General features: G+C 53.8%; 24 protein-coding genes. 18 read left to right on the plus strand and 6 right to left on the minus strand.

Annotated elements, in window-relative coordinates; genetic code table 11:
• From OEL57_RS03735 to OEL57_RS03750, 4 genes are all read right to left on the minus strand, one after another.
• A partial coding sequence (locus OEL57_RS03735; RefSeq protein ID WP_300737239.1) for a hypothetical protein occupies positions 1 to 180 on the minus strand: 180 nt, incomplete at its 3' end.
• Complete coding sequence (locus tag OEL57_RS03740) at positions 177 to 368, minus strand: hypothetical protein (protein WP_300737241.1); 192 nt, start codon at positions 366 to 368, stop codon at positions 177 to 179. The genes OEL57_RS03735 and OEL57_RS03740, both read right to left, overlap by 4 nt.
• Positions 368 to 1684 (minus strand): porin, encoded by a 1317-nt coding sequence (locus OEL57_RS03745; protein ID WP_300737243.1) that lies wholly within the window; start codon positions 1682 to 1684, stop codon positions 368 to 370. Before OEL57_RS03745 ends, OEL57_RS03740 begins: the two co-directional genes overlap by 1 nt.
• Positions 1677 to 3872: a hybrid sensor histidine kinase/response regulator gene (locus OEL57_RS03750; protein WP_300737245.1), complete on the minus strand. Its 2196-nt coding sequence runs from the start codon at positions 3870 to 3872 to the stop codon at positions 1677 to 1679. The genes OEL57_RS03745 and OEL57_RS03750 overlap by 8 nt, the downstream gene beginning before the upstream one ends.
• A gap of 187 nt (positions 3873 to 4059) precedes the next feature.
• Between OEL57_RS03750 and OEL57_RS03755 the strand changes: the two genes are divergently transcribed.
• The 5 genes from OEL57_RS03755 to OEL57_RS03775 all read left to right on the plus strand — a co-directional run bounded on the left by OEL57_RS03755 (position 4060) and on the right by OEL57_RS03775 (position 11276).
• Entirely contained in the window at positions 4060 to 5157 is a 1098-nt protein-coding gene (locus OEL57_RS03755; protein WP_300737247.1) for an NAD/NADP-dependent octopine/nopaline dehydrogenase family protein, read from the plus strand.
• A complete protein-coding gene (locus OEL57_RS03760; protein ID WP_300737249.1) occupies positions 5154 to 6578 on the plus strand; it encodes an MFS transporter in 1425 nt (474 codons plus the stop codon). The genes OEL57_RS03755 and OEL57_RS03760 overlap by 4 nt, the downstream gene beginning before the upstream one ends.
• 61 nt (positions 6579 to 6639) lie before the next feature.
• Positions 6640 to 8304, plus strand: a complete 1665-nt coding sequence (locus tag OEL57_RS03765) for an alpha-keto acid decarboxylase family protein (protein WP_300737251.1) — start codon at positions 6640 to 6642, stop codon at positions 8302 to 8304.
• A 25-nt stretch (positions 8305 to 8329) separates the two neighbouring features.
• On the plus strand, positions 8330 to 9358 hold the full coding sequence (locus OEL57_RS03770; RefSeq protein WP_300737255.1) for an ABC transporter substrate-binding protein: 1029 nt from the start codon (positions 8330 to 8332) through the stop codon (positions 9356 to 9358).
• Positions 9342 to 11276: a SpoIIE family protein phosphatase gene (locus tag OEL57_RS03775; protein ID WP_300737257.1), complete on the plus strand. Its 1935-nt coding sequence runs from the start codon at positions 9342 to 9344 to the stop codon at positions 11274 to 11276. The genes OEL57_RS03770 and OEL57_RS03775 overlap by 17 nt, the downstream gene beginning before the upstream one ends.
• 40 nt (positions 11277 to 11316) lie before the next feature.
• Here the strand turns inward: OEL57_RS03775 and OEL57_RS03780 are convergent, their stop codons facing one another.
• On the minus strand, positions 11317 to 12297 hold the full coding sequence (locus OEL57_RS03780) for a hypothetical protein (protein WP_300737259.1): 981 nt from the start codon (positions 12295 to 12297) through the stop codon (positions 11317 to 11319).
• Between the two features lie 148 nt (positions 12298 to 12445).
• On the opposite strand from OEL57_RS03780, the gene OEL57_RS03785 reads away from it, so the two are divergent.
• The 12 genes from OEL57_RS03785 (at position 12446) to OEL57_RS03840 (ending at position 24357) form a co-directional block, all read left to right on the plus strand.
• The gene (locus OEL57_RS03785) at positions 12446 to 13231 is read left to right on the plus strand and encodes a transporter substrate-binding domain-containing protein (RefSeq protein WP_300737260.1); all 786 of its coding nucleotides are present in this window, start codon (positions 12446 to 12448) and stop codon (positions 13229 to 13231) included.
• Between the two features lie 64 nt (positions 13232 to 13295).
• On the plus strand, positions 13296 to 14138 hold the full coding sequence (locus OEL57_RS03790) for a GNAT family N-acetyltransferase (RefSeq protein ID WP_300737261.1): 843 nt from the start codon (positions 13296 to 13298) through the stop codon (positions 14136 to 14138).
• 54 nt (positions 14139 to 14192) lie between these two features.
• Positions 14193 to 14570, plus strand: coding sequence for a PH domain-containing protein (locus OEL57_RS03795; RefSeq protein WP_300737263.1), 378 nt, complete (start codon positions 14193 to 14195; stop codon positions 14568 to 14570).
• Positions 14571 to 14607: 37 nt separating this feature from the next.
• On the plus strand, positions 14608 to 14739 hold the full coding sequence (locus OEL57_RS03800; protein WP_300737266.1) for an alpha/beta fold hydrolase: 132 nt from the start codon (positions 14608 to 14610) through the stop codon (positions 14737 to 14739).
• Positions 14740 to 14751: 12 nt separating this feature from the next.
• Positions 14752 to 15420 carry an alpha/beta fold hydrolase gene (locus OEL57_RS03805; protein WP_300737300.1) on the plus strand — a complete coding sequence of 223 codons (669 nt, stop codon included), beginning with the start codon at positions 14752 to 14754 and terminating at the stop codon, positions 15418 to 15420.
• Positions 15404 to 17770, plus strand: a complete 2367-nt coding sequence (locus tag OEL57_RS03810; protein ID WP_300737271.1) for a PAS domain S-box protein — start codon at positions 15404 to 15406, stop codon at positions 17768 to 17770. Before OEL57_RS03805 ends, OEL57_RS03810 begins: the two co-directional genes overlap by 17 nt.
• A gap of 22 nt (positions 17771 to 17792) precedes the next feature.
• The gene (locus OEL57_RS03815; RefSeq protein ID WP_300737280.1) at positions 17793 to 18230 is read left to right on the plus strand and encodes a nucleoside deaminase; all 438 of its coding nucleotides are present in this window, start codon (positions 17793 to 17795) and stop codon (positions 18228 to 18230) included.
• Between the two features lie 20 nt (positions 18231 to 18250).
• Positions 18251 to 18937 carry a cupin domain-containing protein gene (locus OEL57_RS03820; protein ID WP_300737282.1) on the plus strand — a complete coding sequence of 229 codons (687 nt, stop codon included), beginning with the start codon at positions 18251 to 18253 and terminating at the stop codon, positions 18935 to 18937.
• A gap of 6 nt (positions 18938 to 18943) precedes the next feature.
• The gene (locus OEL57_RS03825; RefSeq protein WP_300737285.1) at positions 18944 to 20662 is read left to right on the plus strand and encodes a bifunctional metallophosphatase/5'-nucleotidase; all 1719 of its coding nucleotides are present in this window, start codon (positions 18944 to 18946) and stop codon (positions 20660 to 20662) included.
• A gap of 20 nt (positions 20663 to 20682) precedes the next feature.
• Complete coding sequence (locus OEL57_RS03830) at positions 20683 to 21918, plus strand: NupC/NupG family nucleoside CNT transporter (protein ID WP_300737287.1); 1236 nt, start codon at positions 20683 to 20685, stop codon at positions 21916 to 21918.
• 208 nt (positions 21919 to 22126) lie between these two features.
• A complete protein-coding gene (locus OEL57_RS03835) occupies positions 22127 to 22555 on the plus strand; it encodes a hypothetical protein (RefSeq protein WP_300737290.1) in 429 nt (142 codons plus the stop codon).
• Between the two features lie 14 nt (positions 22556 to 22569).
• Entirely contained in the window at positions 22570 to 24357 is a 1788-nt protein-coding gene (locus OEL57_RS03840) for a GspE/PulE family protein (RefSeq protein ID WP_300737292.1), read from the plus strand.
• A 59-nt stretch (positions 24358 to 24416) separates the two neighbouring features.
• Here the strand turns inward: OEL57_RS03840 and OEL57_RS03845 are convergent, their stop codons facing one another.
• Positions 24417 to 24713 (minus strand): hypothetical protein, encoded by a 297-nt coding sequence (locus OEL57_RS03845; protein ID WP_300737294.1) that lies wholly within the window; start codon positions 24711 to 24713, stop codon positions 24417 to 24419.
• Between the two features lie 221 nt (positions 24714 to 24934).
• Here OEL57_RS03845 and bioB point away from each other — a divergent pair, with 221 nt between their 5' ends.
• Positions 24935 to 25936: a biotin synthase BioB gene (gene bioB, locus OEL57_RS03850; RefSeq protein WP_300737297.1), complete on the plus strand. Its 1002-nt coding sequence runs from the start codon at positions 24935 to 24937 to the stop codon at positions 25934 to 25936.
• Positions 25937 to 25996 lie beyond the last annotated feature (60 nt).

The following is a 25996-nucleotide window of genomic DNA, read 5'->3' on the forward strand; positions in this document are numbered from 1 at the left end:
CATCAGGCCGGTCAGCTCACCATTGTCGTTGGTATAGTTGCCGGTGACGCGGTCCCCTGATTGATGCAGGGTAACGGCGCCTTCGGTGCTTGAATAGCTGCCGGCAACACTGAAAGCCAGAGAGATAGCGGGAATCAGCAGAACAGCCAGAAGTATGATTGTTTTTGAGAACATCTTCATCGCGTTTCCTCCTTCTGCCCCACGGGGCGGTTTTTTTTGGGCAGTATGCCAATCTCAAATGCTCCCTTTTCTCCGGTGAAAAGTCCCTGTTGTGGTCCTTCTTCACGGTGGTTAGGGGGCTGGTACGGTTTGATACCACTGCAACCGGCCAGCAGTATCAGAAGCAGCAAACTGGAAACAGTTTTCATCAGAACTTGACCCTGGCCCCGAAGGTGCCGATGTTGATGTCAGAAACCGGTGTGCTACCTGCAGCTCTGTCCAGTGAGAAGATCCGGTATTGGCAATACAGTTCCGTGGCAAACTTTTCAAAGGCTTGCACCACTGCAGCGCCGACTGAGTAACCTTTGTCTCCGGCCTGGGCGAGATGCTCTGAACGGGTGTAGTCAACCCCGAAGGCGGTATTACCAAGGTTGGTAAAAGTGGCCAGCCAGCCCAGCTTGGCATAGAGGTTGGTGGCATCCTTGCGGGATGTGTACTGCTGCAGGGCACCGGACAGGGTCAGGTTCAGGCCTGTAGCGGTGTGTAGTAGCGAGAATGAACCGTCATAGAGCAGTCCGCCGTTTGCCAGCTTGGGGTTGGAGACAGCAAAGGCACCAGCCCCTTTGAATCCATAGCCCTGGCCTCCCCAGAACAGGGCCAGGTCTGAGCGTTGATTGCTGACCAGCGATCCTGCCAGACTGAAACCGTAGAGGTTGGGGCTGTCATACCGCAGTCGTGATTGACGGGAGAGGCCGTCAAAGCTGCTGAAGGCATCGGAAACCTTCAGGTTGCTTGTGCCGTTGGGTATGAAAGGTTTTGTGCCGTTCTTGCTGCGAAACAGGAAGCCACCCCCCATGTCGGTGATACTGGCGTACTGCACCACATCGGTCTTGGACAGATCGGTCTCTGCCGTGGTGTTGGAGGCGGTATCACCCTTGCCGATGGAGAGCTTGCCAAAGGTCTTGCTGGTGAGCGAAATCTCGACCCAACGCTGGTCAAAGTAGGTGTCGGTCAGGGTCTTCTGCTGCTGTGAGACTGCAGAGGAACGGTCAGGTGATACGGCAATCTCTATCCGGGTGCCTATGCTGAGATCTTCAGTGGCCTTGGCCGTTCCCACGAGCCGGAAGCGGCTGTTGCTGGCTGTGTTGTCCACATGGTAGAGGGTGCTGTTGTAGCCGTCATTGGCAACCACTACGGCCCGGTTGATCTGGCCGGAGATGGCCAGTTTGATTTTGTCATTACCAGAGGTGACCGTGGGAGGCGGCAAAACCTGAACTGAGGCTGATGAGGGTGTCTGAACCGTTAATGGTGCTGCTTTCTGTATGGTACTGATCTGTTGCTGAAGCCTTTGCAGAATATCGGACTGGGCCTTAATCTGCTCTGCCTGCTGCTGTAGTTGCATCTGCTGTTGCCGAATGGTTTCCTGCATCTGCTGCAGGACCGTCGGGTCAATAGTTGCCGGCTGGGCAGCCGCAGGTACTGGCAAGCAGAGCAGCAGCCCAACAACGGTAAGTTGATTACGCATCTTTTGATCCCTTAGCGAGATGATTGGCAATTTTTGCCAACAGTTCAGTTGCCACGATCGGTTTGCTGATATAGTCATTCATCCCAGCATTCAGACAGTTTTCCCGGTCCGCGTCGCTGGCTGCGGCGGTCATGGCAATGATCGGAATACTGCTGGCTTCAGACAGTTGCCTGATCTTCAGGGTGGCCTGGATGCCGTCCATGACCGGCATCTGCATGTCCATCAGAATCAGATCGTAGGTCTCTTGCTGAGCCAGTTCAACGCCCTCTTTTCCATTGTGGGCAATAGTTACCTCCAACCCGGCACGACTTAAGAGTTGGCGTGCCACAAACTGGTTGGCTTCGTTGTCTTCAACCAGCAGGATGCGGTTTCCGCAGAAAATATCGTTGTATTGGGACAGAGGAGCAAACCGACGGTCTGGGGGGGGAAGAACTTCAACCGGCAGATCAAAGGTGATGGTGAAAGCAAACGAGCTGCCTTTGCCCGGCTGGCTGCTGACGGTAATGCTGCCTCCCATCAGTTCCACCAGATTTCGGGCAATGGAAAGCCCCAGGCCGGTGCCGCCAAAGCGTCTGACAATTGAGCCGTCGGCCTGGGTAAAGGGCTGAAACAGGTTGTCGAGCTGTGTGGTGTCGATACCGATGCCGGTGTCACTGATTTGAAAACAGATCACCGCGGTGTTGGAGGTCAATTCGGCAACTTCTGCCATGACTGTAACCTGTCCTTGATCCGTAAATTTAATGGCGTTGCTGATCAGGTTGTTGAGTACCTGGGTCAGGCGTAGAGGGTCACCTGAAAGGTGCGTCGGGAGCTCAGCAGGTAGCTTCAGCTCCAGTTGTATCCCTTTTTTCTGGGCTGTTGGAGTGAACAGATTAAACACATACCGTATCAGATCAGGCAGATTCAGCTCCTGTTTTTCAATGGTCAGCATGTGGGCTTCGATCTTTGAAAAGTCAAGGATGTCGTTGATGATATCCAGCAGGCTGTGGGACGAACTATCCAGCCGCTCAAGGTATTCTCTCTGTTGCGGCGGCAGGTCAGAGGCAAGTACCAGTTGGGTCAGACCGATAATAGCGTTCATCGGGGTACGAATCTCGTGGCTCATGTTGGCCAGGAATTCACTTTTGGCCTGGGTGGCTGACTCGGCAGTCTCTTTTGCTGTTCGTAGTTCTTCCTGTTGCAGCTGCAGCAGTTGGTTGGTCAGGTTAAGCTGCTTGATCTGGATCAGCAGGATGCGGGTTAGCAGCAGGGCCAGCAGGCAGAGCAGGGCGGTAATAGCACCCTGCTTGATGGTGGTATCTTTCCAATCAGCAATGGCTTGGTCCCTGCCAAAGGAGCTGATGGCAACTACTGGATACTGGTCCAGGCGGTGATAGGAGATGATCCGATATTCGGCAGCAATATTTGATTTTTTGTTATGGTAGGTGCGGACGGGCTGTTCCTGAACATACTTGCGGAAGAATGGTGCGGTTTTTTTTGCACTGGCATATACCTTGGGATCGGAGGGAACCAGCACCAGATAATCACCACCGGTGGTGGTGGCCAGGGTGAAGCGGCCGTTGCGGCCTTCAACAATCGAACTGTAAAGCTTTTCAAAGTAACTGATATCGAAAAAAACCAGGACAACACCGGTGAAGGTGCCGACCCGGTCTTCCATGCGGCGTGAGAGAATAAAACCCCACTCTCCGTCTGCAAGGGATTTGACCGGCGGACTAATCAGCACTTCATGGCTATGGTTGGAACGATGGTAAATAAAGTAAGGACGTTGTGAGGCATCGGGTAGCTTAACCACATCAGCATGGGAGGTTGCGCGAACCATGCCGTTGGGACTGATCACCGTTATGCCTGAAACATGCGGTAGATTGGCGTTGTGGAGTTTGAGCAGTCTGGTCAGGGTTGCAGGAGGCAGTTTCTCACTACCGCCTGCTATCGTTATCTCTTTGATGGCGTTTTGTAAAATCTGGTCTGCCTCTGAAAATGCCCGTTCTGCATGTTCTTTGAGGGCCAGTGCATAACTGCGGGATTGTTGCTCGGCATTTTTGATCGCAACCTGATAGCCTTTGTAGCTGTGCCAGCTGGAGATGAGCACCAGTACCGTCAGCAGCAACAGCACGCTGGTGATGATTCTGAAGCGCAGGCTGCTGTAGTGCTTGAGCACTTGTTGGTCCTGTTCCGGAGTGGTGGTCATCGGTTCCCCAGTAGGCGAAGCTGCTATAAAAGAGAGGCGAGAATGTCGTATACGCACCATATGCTGGTGAAAAAACCGTTAATCTGGGTTTTACCACAGGAAATAAAAAAATCCAGCACTGCTTCACATTTATATAAGCTGTGGCATACTTGCAACTGCGGTTTATATGACAAAATGAGGTGTACGTATGAAAGTAGCAATTCTTGGGGCCGGTCACGGCGGTATTGCCATGGCAGGGGATTTAACCCTGGCGGGGCATGAGGTGCGGCTGGCGGCAGATCCGAAGCATGCCTCTAACCTGCAACTGTTGATGGCCTTTGGCGGGATTATGGTGGAGGGGGTTACCTCTAGTGGTGCCCCGGTTGGATTTGCAAAACCGGCCATGATGACGACCGACATTGCCGCCGCTGTGAAAGGTGCTGAGGTGGTGATGGTGGTGGTGCCTGCCTTTGGTCAGGAACCGTATATGCATGCCCTGATTGAGCATGGCGAAAAAGGGCAGATCGTGGTCTTTAATCCCGGCAAGTTCGGTACGCTGGTCTTTGCAAAGATGCTGCGGGAGGCCGGACGTTTCGATGATTTTATTATCGGCGAGACCACGTCATTTATCTTTGCTGCCAAGACCAAGGGGCTGGGGCATGTCAACATCAAGGCAGCCAAGGAAGAGCTGCCCTTTGCCGCGCTTCCGGCAAAACGGACTGCCGAGGCACTCTGGGTTCTGACGGACCTCTATCCCCAGCTTTCCCCCAGCATGGGGGTGCTGCAGACCAGTATTGATGCGCCGGGCCTGATCATCCACCCGATTTCGACCCTCATGAACATGAGCCGGATTGAGCAGATGGGGCCGTACCGCAACTCCCACTACGATATCACCCCTTCGGTGGGACGGATCATGGAGGCGGTGGATCATGAGCGGATGGAGGTGGCCAAACTGCTCTGTCGTGAGACCTTCTCATTTATGGATACCATGCAGGTGCTGTACAAGGTTAAGGGAGAGAGCGCCTATGACATGATGTATCAGGTTTCGGCCCATAACGTCCAGATGGCGCCCGACAGTCTGAATCACCGCTATGTGACCGAGGATATCCCCTATGGTCTGGCGACCATTGCGGCAATCGGCAGACAGATCGGTGTGCCGGTGCCGCGGATCGAGGCAATGGTGAATGTGGCCTGCATGGCCAATGGGGTGGATTACTGGTCAAGCGGCAGAACCGTTGAAAAAATGGGGCTGTCCGGCATGAATGGCCAGCAGATGGCCCGTTACGCCCTGGAAGGAACGCTGTGACCGGAGCGCAGGTTACGACAAAAAGCAGAGGTGTCTGGATCCTGTTCAGCATCGCCTTTGCCACCTTTATGGTCAATGCTGATTCCTACATCGTTAATATCTCGCTGCCGGTGATGGCGGACTATTTCAAGGTCGGCACCGAAGCGGTTTCCTGGGTGGTGATGTCCTATCAGCTGACGGTCACTGCCCTGCTGCTGGTGTTCGGCACCCTGGGAGACCGGATCGGTATTAAACGGCTGTTCATGCTGGGCTATGCGGTTTTTACTCTCAGCTCATTATGCTGTGCCTTTTCGCCTACCTTGGGCTGGCTGGTGGCCAGCCGGGCTCTGCAGGGGATCGGTGCCTCGGTGCTGTATGCCCTGACCCCGGCCATGGTACCCCGTTATCTGCCACCGGAGCAGCGCGGACCGGCCTTTGGTGCCCTGGCAACGGCAGCGGCGCTGGGGATATCGGTCGGCACGCCGCTGGGTGGATTGATCACCGGACTGCTATCCTGGCACTGGGCCTTTTTGATCAATATTCCAATCGGCATTGTGGCCATGCTGGTTGCCAGGCGGGTCCTGCCTGCCGATCTCTCTGCCTCTGAAAAGACACCGCTGCCTACGTTTGACTACGTCGGCTCAGTCTTCAGCGCCCTGGCCCTGGTCAGCCTGATCTACAGTTTCAGCAAACTGAACAGCCTTGGGCTGGCGCCAACGGTACTGGGGGCTGCGGTGCTGTTTGTGGTCAGTCTGGTCATCTTTATCCTCTGGGAACGTCAAGCTGCTCATCCTCTACTGGATTACAGCCTGTTCCGCTCACCTGCCTTTAACTTTGGCAATCTGGCCAACTTTCTCTGCCTTTGCTATCTGGCCGGCCATAACTTCATCACCCCCTTCTATCTAATGACCGTGAAAGGGCTGCCCACCGAGCGGGCCGGAACGGTTTTTCTGCTTTATTCACTGATCTACATGGCCATGGGGCCGCTGGCCGGGCAGCTTTCAAAGCGGATTAATCCGCGCATCCTCTGTACGACAGCGCTGCTGGCAGGTGTGCTGGTCTCCTTTGGCTTCAGTCATTTCTTGCATACTGCGGGGATGCTGCCGGTCTACGTCTATTTTGTGGGACTGGCGCTGGTAATGGCTACCTTTATCCCTTCCAACAATAACGTGGTAATGGGCATGGCGCCGCCGGGCAAGCAGGGGGCGGTGTCCGGCAGTTTTCGGATGGTGGGCAGGGTAGGGATGACGGTTGGTGTCTGTCTGTTTCAAACCATCTTCACCCTGGCTGCACTGCAGCAGTCAGGCAAGCTGCAGGCAGATCTGCTTAAATCCATTGCGCGTACACAGCTGCTGTCAGCCTTTAGCACAGTCTATCTGGTTGGAGCCGGGCTTTTTGCCGTGGCAGCTGCCGGTTCGTTTCTGGCTCGGGAGAGGCACTAGGTCTCTGGCTGTTGCAGGGCTGCTGTCACACATCATGAGACCCGATTGAAAGGGGCACAAAATGTCAACGGACTACACGGTTTCAACCTATCTGCTGCAGCGCCTGAAAGAGTTGGGTGTTGATCACCTGTTCGGTGTGCCTGGTGATTATGTGCTGGATTTTCTGGATCAGGTTGTTGAAAGCCCGATTGAATGGGTTGGAAACTGCAATGAATTGAACGCAGGCTACGCCGCTGATGGTTATGCCCGTCTGAACGGGCTGGGTGGGGCGGTGGTAACCTACGGGGTAGGTGGCTTCAGTATCCTGAATGCTGTGGCAGGGGCGTTTGCAGAGATGGTTCCGCTGGTGTTGATCAGCGGCGCTCCTCCTGGCGGCAGGCGCAAGACAGGAGCTTTGGTGCATCACCTGGTGGCTGACTATGACCGACAGCTGGAGATATTCCGCAAGGTGACCGTTGATGCTGCGCTGCTGGATGACCCTTCCACTGCCCCGCAGCTAATTGATCGCCTGCTGGCTGCCTGTGTCAGCCGTAAACTGCCGGTCTATCTGGAACTGCCTGCCGATATGGCCCGCGCTGTGTGTTTGCCTCCTTCTGCTCCCCTTGCCACGGTGGTCCGGTGTTCTGATCCTGACAGCCTGAAGGCCTGTGCAGATGCTGTTGCAGAGCTGGTTAACAACGCACATTCCCCGGCTATCCTGGCCGGTATTGAGGTGTCTCGCTTCGGTCTGGGGCAGGAACTGCTGGAGCTGGTTGAGCAGGCCGAGCTGCCGTTTGCCACCATGCTTAGCAGCAAATCAGTGCTGCCGGAGCTGCATCCCCAGTTTATCGGGCTGTACCAGGGGGGCTGGAGCAGGCCGGCGGTTCAGCAGCAGATTGAGTCTGCGGACTGCCTGCTTTCGTTGGGGGCCTGGATGACCGATCTGGATACCGGCATCTTCAGTAACCATATCGATCCGCAGCGGGTGATTGAGGTGGGGCGTGAGACCGTGCGGATCGGCGCCCAGCTGTATCGTCAGGTCCTTCCCGGTGATCTGATCTATGAACTTGTGCCGCGTCTGCGGACCCGTTCCTATCTGGATCTGCATCCCGGTGAGCCGCGCATTGCCAGTGGAGATTTTGTCCCGGACATGATGGCCCCGCTGACTGCAGCCCGGATGTACGAGGCGATCCACAGCTTTCTCGATGACAGCATGATCCTGCTGGCAGAACCTGGCGATGCCTTCTGTGCGGCACCGGAATTTACCATTGAAGAGGCCGAGCGTTTTATTGTCCAATCATTCTACTCTTCAATCGGCTATTGTACTCCGGCTGCACTGGGAGTCGGGTTGGCCCGGCCCGGCAGCCGTCCGGTGGTCCTGACCGGTGACGGTGCCTTCCAGATGACCGTTCAGGAGCTCTCTACGCTGATGCGGCAGCAGATTCCTGCGGTGGTGTTGCTGATTAATAACGATGGTTATCTGGTTGAACGGATGTTGCATGAGGATGGTCCCTACAACGACATCAAGATGTGGCAGTATGCCGGTCTTCCTGAACTTTTCAACGCCGGTGCAGACGGGATCGGCATCCGGGTGACAACGGAAGGGGGGCTGCATGCTGCCTTGCAAACCGCTGCTGCGGAACAGGACAAACTGGTACTGATTGAGCTGTGTGTGCAGAAGCTGGACTGTTCTGAAGGGTTGCGTCGTCTTGGTGCCACCATGCGTGCGCCAATGCCGCGCATATGATGAACAGTCCAGGCTGGAGAGCTGTATGATGAGCTTACTATGGCGTGCATGGTGTTCAAAGGGACTGAAGCTGGTGCTGAAAAGGACACTGCTGGTTTTGGTTTTTTGGAGTGCCGTCTTTACTGCCTCTGCTGCCGCTTCTCCACTGAAAAAAGCCACCCTTATGCCGCTCTGGAGCCCCCAGGCTCAATTTGCCGGGTATTATGTCGCCCTTGAAAAGGGGATCTATGCCCGTCATGGCATTGATTTGAAGATACTCCCGGCAGGGCCGGGGTATTCACCTGAACAGATGTTAAAGAATGGTGGTGCCGATTTTGCCGTACTCTGGCTGACAACCGCTTTGCGCCAGCAGGCTGCCGGTACCCGGCTGGTCAATCTGGCCCAGATGGTTCAGCGATCATCTCTGCTGCTGATATCCAGAAAGAGCAGCGGGATCAAGTCCGTGGCAGATCTGAACGGCAGGAAAGTAGGGCTGTGGGCAGGGGACTTGTCGTTACCTCCCCGGATCATCTTTGCCAGGCAGGGGATCGCGGTCCGTGAGGTGCCTCAGTCCTATACCGTGAATCTCTTTTTGCGGGGCGGGATCGAAGTGACATCCGCCATGTGGTACAACGAATACCATACGATTCTTTCTTCCGGGGTTGATGGGGATGAGCTGTCTGTTATCCGGATTAATGAACAGGGGATACAGTTCCCTGAAGACGGTATTTATACCCTGGAAAGGAATTTTAAAAAGGATCCGGCCCTGGCAAAGGCCTTTGTGGCTGCCTCGCTGGAGGGGTGGCACTATGCCTTTGACCATCCTGATGAGGCGTTGGAGATCGTCATCAGGCAGATGCGTGCGGCGCAACTGCCAGCCAACCGTGCCCACCAGAAATGGATGCTTGAGCGGATGCGGGATCTGATCATACCGCCAACCGCAAAAGGTGAACAAGGGCTGCTCAATCAGCAGGAGTATGAGGCCGTTGGCCAGGCGATGCGCGCCTATGGCCTGATTAAGGTATATCCTGACTACCGTCGTTTTACCGGGAGGTCGGATGCTGGCTCGAACTAGTATTGCCACCAGGCTGGTCCTGGTGATTACCCTCTGCAGTGCGCTGATTTTTGCCGTTATCCTGGGCTATAATTATCATCGTTCCCGTGTCATGCTTGAACAGGAGCTTGAGTCAAATGCACGTAATCTTGCCGGCTCACTGGTACATCGGGTGGAGACTGAACTTGTATCGGTTGTCAAGGTGGTGCAAGGGATGGCCCGTGAGCTGGAAACCAGCCGTCACACAGCGCAGGAGCTGAACCATCTGATCAAGACCACCTTGGAACAGAACCCTGAACTCTACGGTTCAACCGTGGCTTTTGAACCGTTTGCCTTTAACGCCGCAACCCGCCTGTATGCCCCCTATTATTACCGCCACAAAGGCGGGATCGCCTTCAGTCGTCTGGAAACAGCCTACCAGCAGCTGCCCTACCTGTACTGGGACTGGTACCAGATACCCCGCGAGCTGGGCAGGATGGAGTGGAGTGAGCCGTATTTTGATGAAGGGGCAGGTAACGTCCTGATGGCAACCTGTTCGGTGCCGTTTTATGGTGCCGACAACGGCAGGAAGCAGCTTAAGGGGATTGTGACAGCGGATATCTCGCTGGAGTCTTTGACCCAGCTGATCTCGTCGGTCAAGATACTTAAAACCGGCTACGCCGCCCTGCTGTCACGCAACGGGATGGTGCTTGCCCATCCGCTGAAAGATGCGGTCATGAACGAGACCTTCTTCAGCATTGCGGAAGAACGTAATGACCCAGCCATGCGGGAACTGGGCAGGAAGATGATCAAGGGGGAGTCCGGTTTCATCCTGTACAAGAGTCTGGTGGGGGTCAGAAGCTGGATGTACTACGCCCCGATCCGCTCAACCGGCTGGACCCTGGCAGTGGTTTTTCCTGAAAAGGAGCTGCTTGAGAATGTCACCCGCCTGAGTATGACCATGGCGGTGATGGGGTTGATTGGCGTCCTCTTGCTGACAGTGGCTGTGATCTCCATTGCCCGTTCCATCACCAAGCCGCTCCGTTTGCTGGCTGCTGCCACTGATGAGATTGCTGCGGGTAATTTTGATGTGGAACTTCCTGTGGTCAGTTCGCAGGATGAAGTCGGGCTGTTGTCCCGTGACTTTCAGGTTATGCAGGAGTCACTTAAGGACTATATCAAGAACCTGACTGAAACCACGGCAGCCAAGGAGCGGATCCAGAGTGAACTCAAGGTGGCCACTGACATCCAGGCCAGCCTGCTGCCCCGCTTGTTTCCCGCCTTCCCGGATCGGCCTGAATTCGATATCTTCGCCTCAATGGATCCTGCCAAAGAAGTAGGCGGCGACTTCTATGATTTCTTCTTTATTGATCCAACTCATCTCTGTTTTCTGATTGCCGATGTCTCCGGTAAGGGGGTACCTGCAGCACTCTACATGATGGTTGCAAAGACCCTACTTAAGTCAGAAGGACAGCGGCTTGGCGAACCCAGCCGGATACTTTCCTGCGTTAATACGATCCTTGCTGAAGATAATGACAGCTGCATGTTTGCCACGGTGTTCTGCGGTATCCTGCATACCGAAACCGGAGAAGTTCAGTTCGCCAATGCCGGACATAACCCGCCGCTGATCATGGACGCAGAGGGTGTACGCTATCTTGCGCTAAAACCGGGGTTTGTGCTGGGGCCGATGGAAGATATGGTCTATACCACTGAACGGCTGGTCATGCGGCCGGGAGATACGTTGTTTCTCTATACCGATGGTGTGACTGAGGCGTGCAACTTTGCCGACGAACTGTACGGCGAGCCGCAACTGCTGGATGCCTTGCAGAAGACGCCCAGAGAAGACCTGGTAGCGCTTGTGCATACCATTCGGGCTGATGTTGCCGCCCATGCTGCCGGTGCACCACAGTCAGATGATGTTACCATGGTTGCCATTACCTGGCGGGGGGAAAAGATATGACAGAATCTGCAGGTAGCCAGCCAGACTGCTGTGACAGACCTCAGAATTTCAGGCGGGCATCAAGCCCCACGGAGTAGCCGTAAAAGCTCTTTGCCGCAATGTAGGAAACCCCTAGCCCCAGCCAGTTGAGTTTCCAGAGACCGGTCAGTTCACCCAGTACCAGGCGGCCGTTAATCGTGTACATGGTGTTGGTGCCTACCGTATCTCGGAAATCATCCCCCAGCAGGTCAAGGGCAACAAAACCGCCGGTATGCAACGGAAAACCGAATAGTTTAAGTGGCAGCTTGAGATCAAGATCCACCCGATTTTCCCAATCGTAGGAGCTTCCACTGCCATGCAGGTAGCTGGATGAGCTTGCAACAGACCAGGTGTTAAACCAGGCGAAGCGCGAGAGCAGGGCCAGCTTCAGGTCGTTGTTCAACGGTTTTTCGTACTGGATATCCAGTGCAGGCACCAGCGATAATGTATCTATGTTCCAGTCAAAGAGCTGCCCGCCATAGAGCTGTTTCAAATGTGTACCTAACGCGGTGCCCGGTTCAAAGCTGCTGTCTGAATGGGCGTAAATCAGGCCAAGGGAAGGACCTATACTCAGTTCTTTGGTCAGATTGAGCTTTATCCCGGACTCCAGTCCGACGGCAAAGGTGGCAAATTTTTCCTTGTTGCCGGTCAGTACCGGGTTGTTGTTAAAGCTGTTATCTCCGCTGATATAGCCGATAGTGCCCCCTAACAGCGGGTACCAGGTTATGTCGCCATTACCAAGCCGGTTCGGCTCGCCAAGGGTCCCCTTACCGCCCAGTTTGGTGATGCTCATACGGGTGCCGTCGTCGTAGAAATGGTAGGTACCTCCGCTGATGCCGTCATCACCACCCATGATGGCCAGGATTTCGCTCCGGGCGGTGGCCAGTTTTCTGAACTGGTCGCTATAAACGGCCAGATCAACTGCCACAGAAGGGGCAGGGAGGCAGAACAGGGCGGTAACAGTCAATGCTAAGGCGGTCTGGCCTGGAAGGGATACCTTCATGGGATTAAGATCTCCTTTTGTGCCTTCAGAATATCGTAGTTTTTTGTTATTACAAGCCGTTGCCAGTAACATTTTGTCTGGTATGGTTATCCATGCTGCTATGCTGGTCAGCATGCTGTAGTACAACAGGATAAGGATAAGGAGAGGCATGATGGGGTACGGATATCGGAGATTGGTGCTGGCGTTTCTGTTGGTGTTATTGGGGCTGATGGGCGGCTGTGCAAGCGGTCCTGATTTGCGGGTGGGCATCGCTCCCAACTATCCGCCGCTGGCGTTTATGCAGAATGGCGTGTTGGCCGGGATCGAACCGGATCTGGCGCAGCAGCTTGCCAGGCAGACCGGCCGCAGTATCAGATATGAGGTTATTCCGTTTGACCGCCTGATCCCCGCGCTACAGGCCGGGCAGATTGATCTGATCATGGCCGGGATGTCGATAACGGCTGAGCGTCAGGGCCAGGTCAGTTTCGCCGACAGCTATCTGAAGGTAGGACAGATGCTGCTGATCCGGGAAAAGGATATCAAGCGTTTCCCCAGGGCGCTGTTTGATCAGTCTTCCGGTGTCAAAATCGGTGTGGAGCGCGGCAGTACCGGAGAACAATACGCACTCAAGACTTTCGCCTGGGGTGGGGTCACCCACTTTGATACCACTGAGGCAGGGGTCAGGGCGCTTGAACAGGGCAGTATCGACTGCTTTGTGCATGACGCCCCCACGGTCTGGCGCTTCAGCGCAGACCTTGCCACCCAACATCAGGGGCTGGTGGGGCTGTTTGAGCCGTTGACCGATGAACCGCTGGCCTGGGCTGTGCGCAAGAATGATCCGGCCCTGCTGGCTCAGCTTAATCAGGAACTGGCCCGAATGCGTCGTGAAGGGCGTCTGCAGGAGATACTGGGGAAATGGATCAAGACGCAGGTGCTGGTGGGGCGGACCGAGTAACTGTACAGGCTGCTGCATGTCGGCAGTCTGGTATGCTGTGATCACAGGGGTAAGGGAAAATGGTATGTCAAACGAGAAAATAACTGTCCGTCGTATGCATAAGGATGATCTGAAGCTGGCTGTTGAATGGGCTAAAAATGAAGGTTGGAATCCGGGGCTACATGATGTTGATCCCTTTTATGCCGCAGACCCAAACGGTTTTTTTATTGCGGAAATCAACGGAGAACCGGTTGGCACCGCCTCAGCCGTTGCCTATGACGAAAACTTCGGTTTTCTGGGGTTCTACATCGTAAAAGAAGAGCTGCGGCATCTGGGTATCGGCATGAAGCTCTGCGATGCCTTGCTGGCGTACATGGGGGATCGCGTCTACGGGCTTGACGGGGTGGTGGCCATGCTGGACAAGTATGTACAGCAGATGGGGGTTGCCATTGCCCATTGCAACGCCCGCTATGAAGGTATTGGCAGGCCTGCGGAAGCAATCCTTGCAGATATTTCTACGGTGCCGTTTGAGGAGCTGGAACGCTACGACCGCCGTTTCTTTCCGGCCAAACGGACCGCCTTTCTGCAGAGCTGGATCAGCCGCCCCGGCAGCCGGGGCCGTGTTATCATGGATGGTGACCGTCTGGTGGGTTACGGCGTGTTGCGCCCCTGTTACCGTGGCTTCAAGATTGCGCCGCTGTTTGCCGACACGCCGGAGATTGCTGATCAGCTCTTCAGAGAACTTGCCGGGCTGGCTGTTGATCAACCGGTATTTCTGGATATTCCGGTCTGCAACAAGGCTGCTCTGGAGCTGGTGGAACGGCATCAGATGCAGAAAGTCTTTGAAACGGCCCGTGTCTACCATGGCACAGCGCCGGAACTGCCGCTGGATCAGATCTACGGTATCACCAGCTTTGAGCTGGGGTAATACTCGTACGCCGAAGTAAAAAATCTGTGGATAACGTGTCGTATGGAGTGAATTATGGGACTTTTTTCTGGTGATTCTAAAAATATCGCAACAGCTGAAATCAGAAAATTTCATGCTGACTATGGTCAGTTGCTGATTGATGGTGAGATCATTGAGGCAGGGTTTGTTGTTGCCAGAGATACGCTCCTGTTTACCAATAAACGGTTGATTGTCGTAGAGATTCAAGGGATTTCCGGCAGGCAGCTGGAATACCTCTCGATCCCCTATGGTTCTATCGTGAAGTTCAGTGTGCAGACAGGCGGAAGCTTTGATCTGAATGCAGAGTTAAAGCTGTGGATCGGTAATGAAACGGTCCCGATGGAAAAAAGGTTTACGAGTGAATTGAACGTGTATGAGGTACAGAAAATTCTTGCCAGCCACCTGCTGAAGTAAGTTTTGTGTGCTGTTGAGCCGTTAAAAGGGGAGTTGTATGCCATTTTTCATACATACTGATATTCAGCTGTACTATGAACAGCAGGGCAGCGGTCCTCCACTGCTGCTGATTGCCGGGCTGGCCTCAGACTCACAGAGCTGGCTGCCGGTGATCGAGGGATTGGCCTAACAGTACACGGTTATTGTGTTGGATAACCGTGGCGTAGGGCGTTCAAGCCAGGAGTGCATGACCGGTATCAGTCTGATGGCCGATGATTGTGCGGCCCTGATACACCACTTGGAATTGGCAAAGGTCAGTCTGGTGGGGCATTCCATGGGGGGCATGATTGCTATGGAGCTGTCACGGCAATATCCTGATCTGGTTGAACGGCTGGTGCTGGTCGCCACATCCTGCCGGAATTCTGTCCGCAATAACCTGCTGTTTCAGGATTGGGCTGTCTGGTATGAGTCCGGCCATGACCGTGCTGCCTGGTTTCGCAGCATCCTGTACTGGATCTTTACGGAACGTTTTTTTCAAAACAGTGCGATGGTGGATATGGTGTTGACCTATCTGCTCAGCTACCCATGGCCACAGTCTCCGCAGGCATTCAGACAGCAGGTGCAGGCAATTGCAGATTTTGACGCGACTCCCTGGCTGGGGCGGATTACAGTGCCAACCCTGGTGCTGGCTGGTGAGCAGGATCTGCTGATGCCGTTGGAAAATTCTGACTATCTGGCGCAGCAGTTGCCCAACGCCGTCCTGAAGGTAGTGCCGGGGGCGGCTCATTCAGTGCAGACAGAACAGCCAGAGGCGTTTGTGCAGGTTGTTGTCGATTTTTGCAAGGGAGAGGCCGATGCCTTTTGTGCATAACCGGATTCATATACTGATCTATCTCCTGTTGGCTGTTTATATGCTCATGCCGTTGCAATCTGCGGAGGCACTGGAGAAAGTTACGCTGCAGCTGAAATGGACCCATGCCTTTCAGTTTGCGGGCTATTATGCGGCAAAAGAGCAGGGCTATTACCGTGAGGCAGGTCTGGATGTCACCATATTGGAAGCAACACCGCAAACCAATCCCATACAGTCGGTGTTGGAAGGCAGAGCGCAGTATGGTGTCGGTACCAGCGGATTACTGCTGGCCCGTGGAGCAGGTACGCCGGTGGTGGTCCAGGCCGTGGTCTTTCAGCAATCCCCCTACGAGATATATGCAGCACCGCATATCCGGCAGGTTAAGGATCTGATCGGAAAACGGCTGATGCTTGAACCGCAGACAGACGAACTGATCGCCTTCCTGAAAAAGGAAGGGGTCTCTCTGGATCAACTGCAGCTGGTTCCACACAGCTTTGATGCTGCAGGCCTGATGCAGGGGCAGACAGAGGCTATCTCCGGATATGTTTCCGACGAACCCTATTATTTCAAACAGGCAAAGTATCCGTACCAGACCTTTACCCCCCGCTCGGCGGGAATTGACTTTTACGGCGACAATCTGTTTACGTCGGAACTTGAGCTGAAAAGCCATCCTGAGCGGGTAGAGGCTTTTCGTGCTGCAACCATGCGGGGCTGGCAATATGCCAAGGAACACCGTGATGATATAATCGACCTGATTCTTAGCAACTACTCCAAGAGGCATACCCGGGAGTATCTGCATCACGAGTCTGATCAGATGATTCCCCTGTTACAGCCTAATCTGATCGAGATCGGTTACATGAACTCCGGTCGCTGGCGCCATATTGCCGATACCTATGCCAGTATAGGACTGCTTCCTGCCAATTTCCCGCTGGAGGGTTTTCTCTATGAACCGCCGGCAGGAAATCTTAAACGGCTCTATCGCTACCTGGGGATGGCGCTGGCAGCAGTCTTTGTTGCGAGTTGCATTGCGATCTATATCTATCGGGTCAACCGGCGTCTGGCCCAGATAATGAAGCAGAATGAACAGGCCACGACCGCCTTGTCTGAGAGTGAAGAACTCTGGAGGACCATTGTCAAAACATCACCTGATGGTATCGCCATAGTATCAATGGAAGGGGTTGTACGACAGGTTTCTGACAGGCTGTTAACGATGTTTGGGTATGCCTCTGCTGAGGAGCTGCTGGGGCGAAATATGTTTGAATTCCTTGATCCGGCTTACCACGAAAAGGCTGCGTCACGGATAAAAATGATGTTGCATGGCACCTATACCGGTGCAGATGATTACCTGATGATCCGTAAGGATGGCAGTAGATTTTTTGTTGAAGCCAATGCAGAGATCCTGCGCGATAAAGAGGGCAATCCAAGGGAATTGTTCTTTATTGACCGGGATATAACCGAACGCAGGCGGATTGAAGCAGATTTGAGATCTTTGTCGGTGGCAATTGAGCAGAGTCCTGTGTCAGTTGTTATTACAGATCAAAATGGAACTGTTCAGTATGTAAACCCATGTTTTTCAAAGGTAACAGGGTATTCTTCAGAAGAGATAGTCGGGCAGAATCCTCGTTTGCTTAAATCGGGATTAACTGAAAAATCAGTCTATGAAGAGTTGTGGGATACGCTTGGCAAGGGTGATGCCTGGACGGGTGAGTTCAAAAATAAGCGCAAAGACGGGAAACTGTTCTGGGAGGAGGCGCATATCGCGCCGGTGTTTGATGCTGCTGGAGCGGTGCAGCAGTTTGTTGCGGTCAAGCTTGATATCACCGACCGCAAAAAGGTGGAAGAGCAGGTGACACATCTGGCGCAGTACGATTCCCTGACCGATTTGCCAAACCGGACCCTTTTTTCGGAACTCTTGCTGCAGGCGCTGGCCCTGGCTCAGCGTGAGGCTAACCGTCTGGCCCTTATGTTTGTTGATCTGGATCTCTTTAAGCCGGTGAATGATACCTATGGCCATGCCGTAGGTGATCTTTTACTGAAGCAGGTGGCCCAGCGGATGAGGGATGCTGTTCGTGCCTCAGATACCCTGGGGCGGATCGGTGGAGATGAATTTCTAGTACTGTTACCCAAGCTGGAAGGGACGGCTGATGCTGTTCTGGTTGCTGAAAAACTCCGTCTGGCACTTGAAGTTCCCTTTGACATTGAGGGCCATACCTTGCTGATATCCGCCTGCATCGGTATTGCCATTTACCCGGATCATGGCAGTGAAGAGAAGGTGCTGTTTCATCATGCCGATCTGGCAATGTACTGTGCCAAGCAAAAGGGCAGAAATGCGGTACAGGTATTTCATGACCAGATGCGAGAGGCACAGTGAACAGACCATGAAGGAGGGCTCTATGGATAGTTTTATGCAGGCTGCTATTGAAGAGGCGCGCCAGGGACTGGCAGAAGGCGGTATCCCGATTGGCGCGGTAATTGTCCATCAGGGCAGGATTATCGGGCGTGGCCATAACCGGCGGGTGCAAAAGGGAAGCGCCATTCTGCATGGCGAGATGGATGCCCTGGAGAATGCGGGGCGTCAGACTGCTGCGGTGTATCGTGAAGCAGTGTTGTACACCACCCTGTCGCCTTGCCCGATGTGCAGCGGCGCCATCCTGCTGTACGGCATCCCCAGGGTGGTGATCGGCGAGAATCGGACCTTCATGGGTGAAGAGGAACTGCTGCGCTCCCGCGGGGTGCAGGTGGATGTACTGCAGGACGAGCAGTGCATCAGCTTGATGGAACAATTTATTGCGGATAAGCCGGAACTGTGGAATGAGGATATCGGTGTATGATCAGGAAGGGACGGAAAAATATGAAGAGATTGACACTTGTTGTGATTTTGTTGGTGCTGCCATTGCTGCCTGCCCATGCAGCACCCCTTGAGTGTAATGGTCCTCGCAACGTTGCCGCTGCTTACCGTTCTGATGGCGGAGCGCAGCTGAATGCCTGTTTTGATCTTGATCGCAACACGGTTGCAGTAGGGTTGGCAGATGGCAGCCGGGTGGTGCTGCCTGCTACGGTATCCGGCTCAGGTGCCCGCTACAGTGATGGAGCCCGTACCTTTTGGGAACATAAGGGGATCGGGCGGTATTTTGTCGGAGAAAAACTGCTGTTTGAGGGTGGACCGGTTTCGACAGGGTACAAAAGCGGAGTTACATCGCAGCTTCTGGTTAAGACCAGCGTGACTGCCGATGGCAAGAAGATCGCCTATCCGGTGACCACTAACCCTGAAGTGACGGCAATGCTGGTTGAGATCGCCCCCAAGGCTGAAACCGGCTGGCACAAGCATGACGTGCCGGTCTATGCCTACATGCTGGCCGGTGAGCTTGAGGTGGTGCTGGAGGGTGGCAAACATGTTACCTACAAGTCCGGCGATGCGATTATTGAGGTGGTGGGCACCCAGCATAACGGTATCAATAAGGGGAAAGAAACGGTCAAACTGGTGGTGTTTTACACCGGCATCAAAGATCAATCACACGTGATCAGGAAGCAGGAGTAGCGCAGTATGTTGCAACCCTGTTGTCCAGGCCGTAGTCTTCGGTTGTTATTACTGGTTTTGTCGTTGCTGCTGGCCGCCTGCAGCAACCAGTCGAGTCGTTATCAGTTTACGCTTGTTCATATGAATGACACCCACTCACACCTGGAGCCGGTGGCGGTTAACCTGGCCATGCAGGGGGAGACAGTCACAGCACAGCTGGGTGGTTTCGCCCGCTTGAAGACCGTTGTTGACCAGATGCGGGCCGAGGACCGGGAACTGCTGCTGCTGCATGGCGGTGATGTGGTGCAGGGAACACTCTATTTTACCCTGTTTAATGGTCTGCCGGAGTTTGATTTTCTTAACCTGCTCGGTCTGGATGCCATGACCTTTGGCAACCATGAGTTTGATAGGGGGCCGGAAGCTATCCCGGCCTGGATCAAACGCAGCAGATTTCCCTGGCTGTCTGCCAATATTGATTTTTCTGCGGAGCCTGCCCTGGCTGGTCTGGTCAAGCCGTATCTGATCAAGGAGGTTCACGGCGAAAAGATCGCCATTATTGGTGTAACCACGGAAACTACGCCACAGACCACCATGCAGGTGGGCAAGGTGGTCTTCAACGATGCCGCAGAAAGCGTCCGTAAACAGGTTGCCGTTTTGGAAGGTATGGGCGTCAACAAGATCATCGTGCTATCACATCTTGGCTATCAGCAGGACAGGGAACTGGCTGCAAAAGTAGCCGGTATTGATATTGTGGTTGGCGGGCACAGTCATACCCTGATGGGAGACGAGTCACTTCTGTTGAAAATTGGCCTGTTGCCTGAAACCGTCTATCCAACTGAGCTGAAAGGGGCTGATGGCAAGCGGGTGCTGGTGCTGCAGGCCTGGCAGTGGGGCCATTTTCTGGGCAGGTTACAGGCAGCCTTTAGCCCGGACGGCGAGATTGAACAGTATAGCCATGCTGCTGTGATTCCGACTGGCACCAGCTTTGTCCGTAATGATCAGGTAGTACAACCCGGAACAGCTGCGTATCAGACAATTACGGCCACCCTTGAGCGTACCGGTATCGCACGCATTGTTGCAGAAGATCCACAGAGTGTGGCCATGCTTGCCCCCTACGGGCAGAAAGTGGCAGCCTATCGCACGGTTGCCATTGCAACAGCAGCAGAAGATCTGGTGCGCGGTCTGAACAGCGGTCCAGGGCCGCTGGCGGCGGATTCCATGCTGGCGGCAGTGCCCAGGGCGCAGGTGGCTATCCTGAACTACGGTGGTATCCGGCGGGATCTGCTGCGTGGTAAGATCTCTGCCGGTGACCTGCTTGAAGTCATGCCGTTTAACAATAGTCTGGTGCTGGTGGATTTGACCGGTGCTGAATTGAAACAGGCTCTGGAGGATACAGTTGCCTTTCTGATTACCAAATTTGGTAAAGATCTGTTGACCATGCCCTATGTTGCCGGGCTGCACTTTTCATTGCATATGTCAGCAGACAAGGGGGCCCGGATCACAAAGCTTCAAATTTGTACCGGTAATGGCAGGTGTAACGCTGTGGAGCCGACTGCAGTTTACCGGACAGTGGTTAATTCCTTTGTGGCAAAAGGCGGTGACGGTTTTGGCGTGATCAAGGCAACCGCCGGGTTCAAAAGCGATACCGGCATGATTGACAGTGATGCCATGCGGGATTACCTGCAAAAACTTGGCACTGTCCGCAATAGCACTGAACAGCGGATCAGCGTGCTGCCCGCTAACTGATATAAAGGAGTGAGTGACTCGTGCTGCATGGAATCTTTGGCATTACCGTTTTGCTGGGAGCTGCCTGGCTTTTAAGCGAAAACAGGCGTGTGTTGCACTGGCGTCTGATTCTGGCTGGTCTGGCCCTGCAGTTGCTGATAGCCCTGCTCATGCTTAAGTCAGCTCCGTTCAGGCAGCTGTTTATGGGCCTGAATACTGTTGTTGCAGCCTTTGAGGAGGCTACAAAGGCCGGAACTTCGTTTGTGTTCGGCTATCTGGGAGGAGGACCGCTGCCGTTTGTAGAAACAGCGCCGGGCGGCTCTTTTTCGCTGGCCTTTCAGGCCTTGCCGATGGTGCTGGTAATCGGCGCCTTGACAGCGGTTTTGTATTATTGGCGCATCCTGCCAAAAGTGGTGCAGGGATTTTCCTGGGTACTGCGTAAAACCATGGGGATTGGCGGTGCGCTTGGGGTGGCAGCTTCCGGCTGTATCTTTCTGGGGATGATTGAATCACCGCTGCTGATCCGCCCCTACCTTGTCCGTATGACCCGCAGTGAGCTGTTTGCCATGATGGCCACCGGTCTTTCCTGTATTGCCGGTACCATGCTGGTTTTGTACGCCACTGTATTACAGAGGGCGATTCCTGATGCGTTGGGGCATATCCTGACCGCCTCCATTATTCATGCCCCTGCCGCGCTGGTGATCGCCTCCATTATGGTGCCCGAGACTCGGGAACAGACGCTGGGGGGAGAACTTACCTCCTATGAGGCAACCAGTGCCATGGATGCACTGGCCAAGGGGACCTGGGATGGCCTCAAACTGCTGGTTAACATCGTGGCTATTCTGATTGTTTTTGTTGCGTTGGTAAAGTTGGCTAATATCGGCTTGGGACAGTTACCTGATGTTATGGGGGGACCGGTAACCCTGGAAAGGCTGCTGGGGATGCTGATGGCTCCTGTCGTCTGGCTGATCGGCGTACCGTGGTCTGAGGCCGGTACTGCCGGATCGCTGATGGGGATCAAGATTGTCCTGAACGAGTTTCTGGCTTACATCAAGTTTTCATCATTGCCTGAGGCGGCGTTCAGTCCCAAAACCAGAATCATTATGACCTATGCCATGTGCAGTTTTGCAAATCTGGGCAGTCTGGGCATCCTGATTGCCGGTCTTGGCAGTCTGTGCCCGGAACGACGGGATGAAATTGTAGCCATGGGGGTGAAGGCACTGGTTGCCGGTGTGCTGGCATCGCTGATGACCGGCGCGGTGGTGGGGATACTCTGAAAGCGTGAGGTCAGTCTTTTACTGAAGTCTGTTGATCGTTGCAAAAAAATGTAAAGAAATCTATGGAATCGCACAAGTTTATTGACTGTTCTGCCGAAAAGAGAAACGATATCCCTGTCTTCAGTTTGCAGATACATATCCTGTGCAATAGACGTTATCGTTTTGGCACAGATTCCAGCAATGGAAGTTACTTGGGAGGCAAGAAGCTGTGCCAGAAAAGAGTGGTGAAGGATATACCGAAGGCGCTGAGTTTCGCTTTCTGGGGAACCTTTTTGGTGCCCTGATGGCCTGTGCTGGCCTGCTGGCCGGAACGATGATGCGCGAGCGTAGTACTGACTACTGGCTTGAGGATATTGTGCCGTTGCTGCTGCTGGCGTTTACCCTGCGAGGGGTGATCAAGAGTGCAATGGAGTTGGCCAAGGATAGTATTTTCTACGAAGAGCAGAAGAAGCAGGTGCTTGAGGCCATGGCAAAACAGGAAGCAATGGCTGCTGCCATGGCAGGGGCGGAATCAGAGTTGCCAAAACTTGCAAGCAAGCCGAAGTATAGTGAGGCAGAGGTGCTTGAGGCGGTTAGTAAGCGAATTGAGCAGCAACGCGAAGAAGGACTAAAGAAGAATAAAATCATAAATCCATAACGTAAGCGGGTGGTATGACGCGACAGTCTGCATTAACATTAGAGTATTTAACAGCTATCCTTCTGGAACAAAAACTGATTACAGTTGAGCAGCGTGCCATGGTACTTGCCAAGGCCAAAGCCCAGGAAAGCCGCTTGACTGCGGGTCCGCAAGCTGGTGGTCGCCGGCTGCATCGTGGAGGCGAGGCCCCTTCTCCAGCTCAGGTGCTGGCTTCATTTAACCTTGAAACTCCGGGCGGCAACGGGCGTATTGTATCAGAAGATGCCATTACCGAAGCGCTTGCGTCCTTTTTGAATATTCCCTACCTGAAAATTGATCCGCTGAAACTTGACCTTGATGTTGTCACCTCCTATATTCCGCGTCCCTTTGCCCTGAAACATCTGATAGTACCGGTGGCTGTCCGCGATGGCGGTCTGGCAATTGCGGTAGCTGATCCGTTTAACGATCAGGTCTTGAGCGAGTTTGCAACAGCCCATCGCCTGAAGGTCACCCGGGTCCTCAGCTCTTGCACTGATATCCAGAAGATATTGCGTGAGTTTTATGGGTTCAGGGCATCAGTGCTGGCAGCGGAGGCAGAGTCCTCTGCCGTTGTCGATCTTGGTAACCTTGAACAGCTCTTCAAGATGAAGGGTGAACATGAGCTGGAGGGGAATGACCGTCATGTTATCTCTGCGGTTGATTTTTTGTTGTCGTATGCCTTTGACCAGCGTGCCAGTGATATCCATATTGAACCGAAGCGGGAAAAATGTCTGATCCGCTTTCGTCTGGATGGTCTGTTGCACAACATTCATCTGTTGCCCAAGCCGCTGCATGCTCCGATTGTCTCCAGAATCAAGATACTTTCCCGGATGGATCTGGCTGAAAAACGCCGACCTCAGGATGGCCGGATCAAAACCAGCCATAATAATAAAGAGGTGGAACTACGGGTTTCAACTGTTCCCACTGCCTTTGGTGAAAAAGTGGTCATCCGGATTTTTGATCCGGATATCCTGTTGCAGGATCTGGATTCCATCGGTTTTTATGCGAGGGAATATGCCCTGTTTAACAACTTTATCCATCGCCCAAACGGAATTATTCTGGTTACCGGCCCTACCGGATCCGGAAAGACAACGACGCTCTATTCAACATTGCGGACCCTTTCGTCGCCGGAAGTCAATATCGTTACCATTGAAGACCCGATTGAAATGGTGATGGAGGAGTTTAATCAGATTGCGGTGCAGCAGAGTGTTGGTGTCACCTTTGGTAATATCCTGCGGACTGTTCTGCGCCAGGATCCTGATATTGTCATGGTGGGTGAGATCCGTGATGAAGAAACCGCTGAAAATGCGGTGCAGGCTGCCTTGACCGGTCACCTGGTGCTATCCACCCTGCATACCAATGACTCCCCTTCATCCATTCCTCGTTTGCTTGATCTTGGGGTCCCCCCCTATCTGGTTACGGCAACGGTGGTGGGTATTATTGCACAACGTCTGTTACGCAAGGTCTGCAAGAACTGTAAGGTCCCGCGTCAGCTGTCTGTGGAGGAACGGACCTATCTGCAGCTGCCTGATGAGCATCTGACGGTTTATGAGGGGGAAGGGTGCAAGGAGTGTCGTGGTACCGGTTATAAAGGGCGTACCGGCATCTTTGAAGTGCTTGAGATGAATGAACGGACCAGGGCCATGGTTGGCGATAAGGTGGATGTTGCTGAACTTGTTCGTGCTGCTGAACAGGACGGGTTTATGTCGCTGCGTCAGCTTGCCATTAGAAAAATGCTGGAAGGTGCCACCACCTACGACGAAGTGATCTCTATTACCGGCTAGTTAACCAATAAAAAAGGCCTGCAGAAGCAGGCCTTTAAATGTTTGTTGGGTGTCGTTTACTAGCAGCCGGCAGTTTTCTGGATTGTCCTGACCACCTTGCTGTCGCTATCAAAGCGCAGACGCAGTTCATCGCCAACTCTGACCTTGCGGTCCTTAATCTTTTCCATATTGGAGTGGTCACGGACCTGTAGTACAACCGCTGCGTCAGTTTTGCGGTCTTTCATGGTCATTTCAGCGCCACCGCCAACCATCCTGATTGTGCTGACTGTGCCGACCATCTTCATCTCGCCAGCAAATGCGGTTGTTGCCAAGGTAGTAAGTGAGAACATGACAACCAGTGCGAACAGCCTTTTCATATCTTCCTCCTGTGGTTTGTCGTTGAAGCAACGAAATAGATGGTTTGTTAATGCCGGTGACTGGATACGGATAAAGTATAGTCAAAGAAATCATAACGTCAATCTTTCTGCGGCATTATTATACAAATTTAACGGTTTGTATCTGCGAATCTGGCTGCTTGTTAACTTTTGGTGATTGATCGGGTTGACAAGCCAGTCCGCTCCATGCTACCCAACCTGCCATGATTATTAACGATAGTACGTTAGACAAAATTGTCAACACAATCATAGACGGTAATCTCATCAGCTGTGAGCAGGCCTTGGTTCTGGCCGATCTGCCGCGGGAACGCCTCTCGTTACTTTTTGCTGCTGCCTCCCGCGTGCGGGAGCACCACTTCGGTAATCGCGTTTCACTCTGCGGAATCATCAACGCAAAATCAGGACTCTGTCCGGAAGATTGCGCCTTCTGCGCCCAGTCCTCCTATCATAGTACCGGTGTGGTCTGCTATCCATTGCTGGATCAGGATACCCTGCTGGCCGGAGCTCGATCGGTCGCTGAACATGGTGCTGCCTGCTACGGTATCGTGACCAGCGGTAGTGGTGTCAGCGAAGGCGACGAGCTGGAGCAGGTCTGTGCTACCATCAGGGCCATTTGTGCTGAAGGGCAAATCGCCCCCGGTGCCTCGCTGGGTACCTTGACCCGTGCTGCTGCAGAACAGCTCAAGGCAGCCGGTCTGGTGACCTACCACCATAATCTGGAGACCTCCCGCAGTTTCTTTCCGCAGATCTGCAGCACCCATGACTATGACGATGATGTTGCTACCGTTCGGCTGGCCAGGCAGGTTGGTCTGCGGGTCTGTTGCGGCGGTCTGTTCGGTCTTGGTGAGTCCATGACCCAGCGGGTTGAGCTGGCACTGACCCTGCGAGAGCTGCAGGTGGATTCGGTGCCGATCAATTTTCTGGATCCGGTACCCGGCACGCCGCTGGCGGCCATGCCACAGCTGACCCCGCTTGACTGCCTGCATACCATTGCCCTGTTTCGTCTGATCCTGCCGGATGCCCATATCACGGTTTGTGGCGGGCGGCAACGTAACCTGCGGGAGCTGCAGTCCTGGGTCTTTCTGGCTGGGGCAAGCGGGATCATGACCGGAAACTATTTAACCAAGGAAGGACGCCAGCCTGCCGATGATCTGCGGATGATTGAAGATCTGGGGCTGGTGATTGCAAAGGAGATGCTGCGATGAGTAATGGACTGTTTATCACCGGTACTGACACCGGTGTCGGTAAAACCATAGTGGCTGCCA

The sequence above is a fragment of the Trichlorobacter sp. genome (assembly GCF_030247655.1).
GTDB lineage: Bacteria > Desulfobacterota > Desulfuromonadia > Geobacterales > Pseudopelobacteraceae > Trichlorobacter.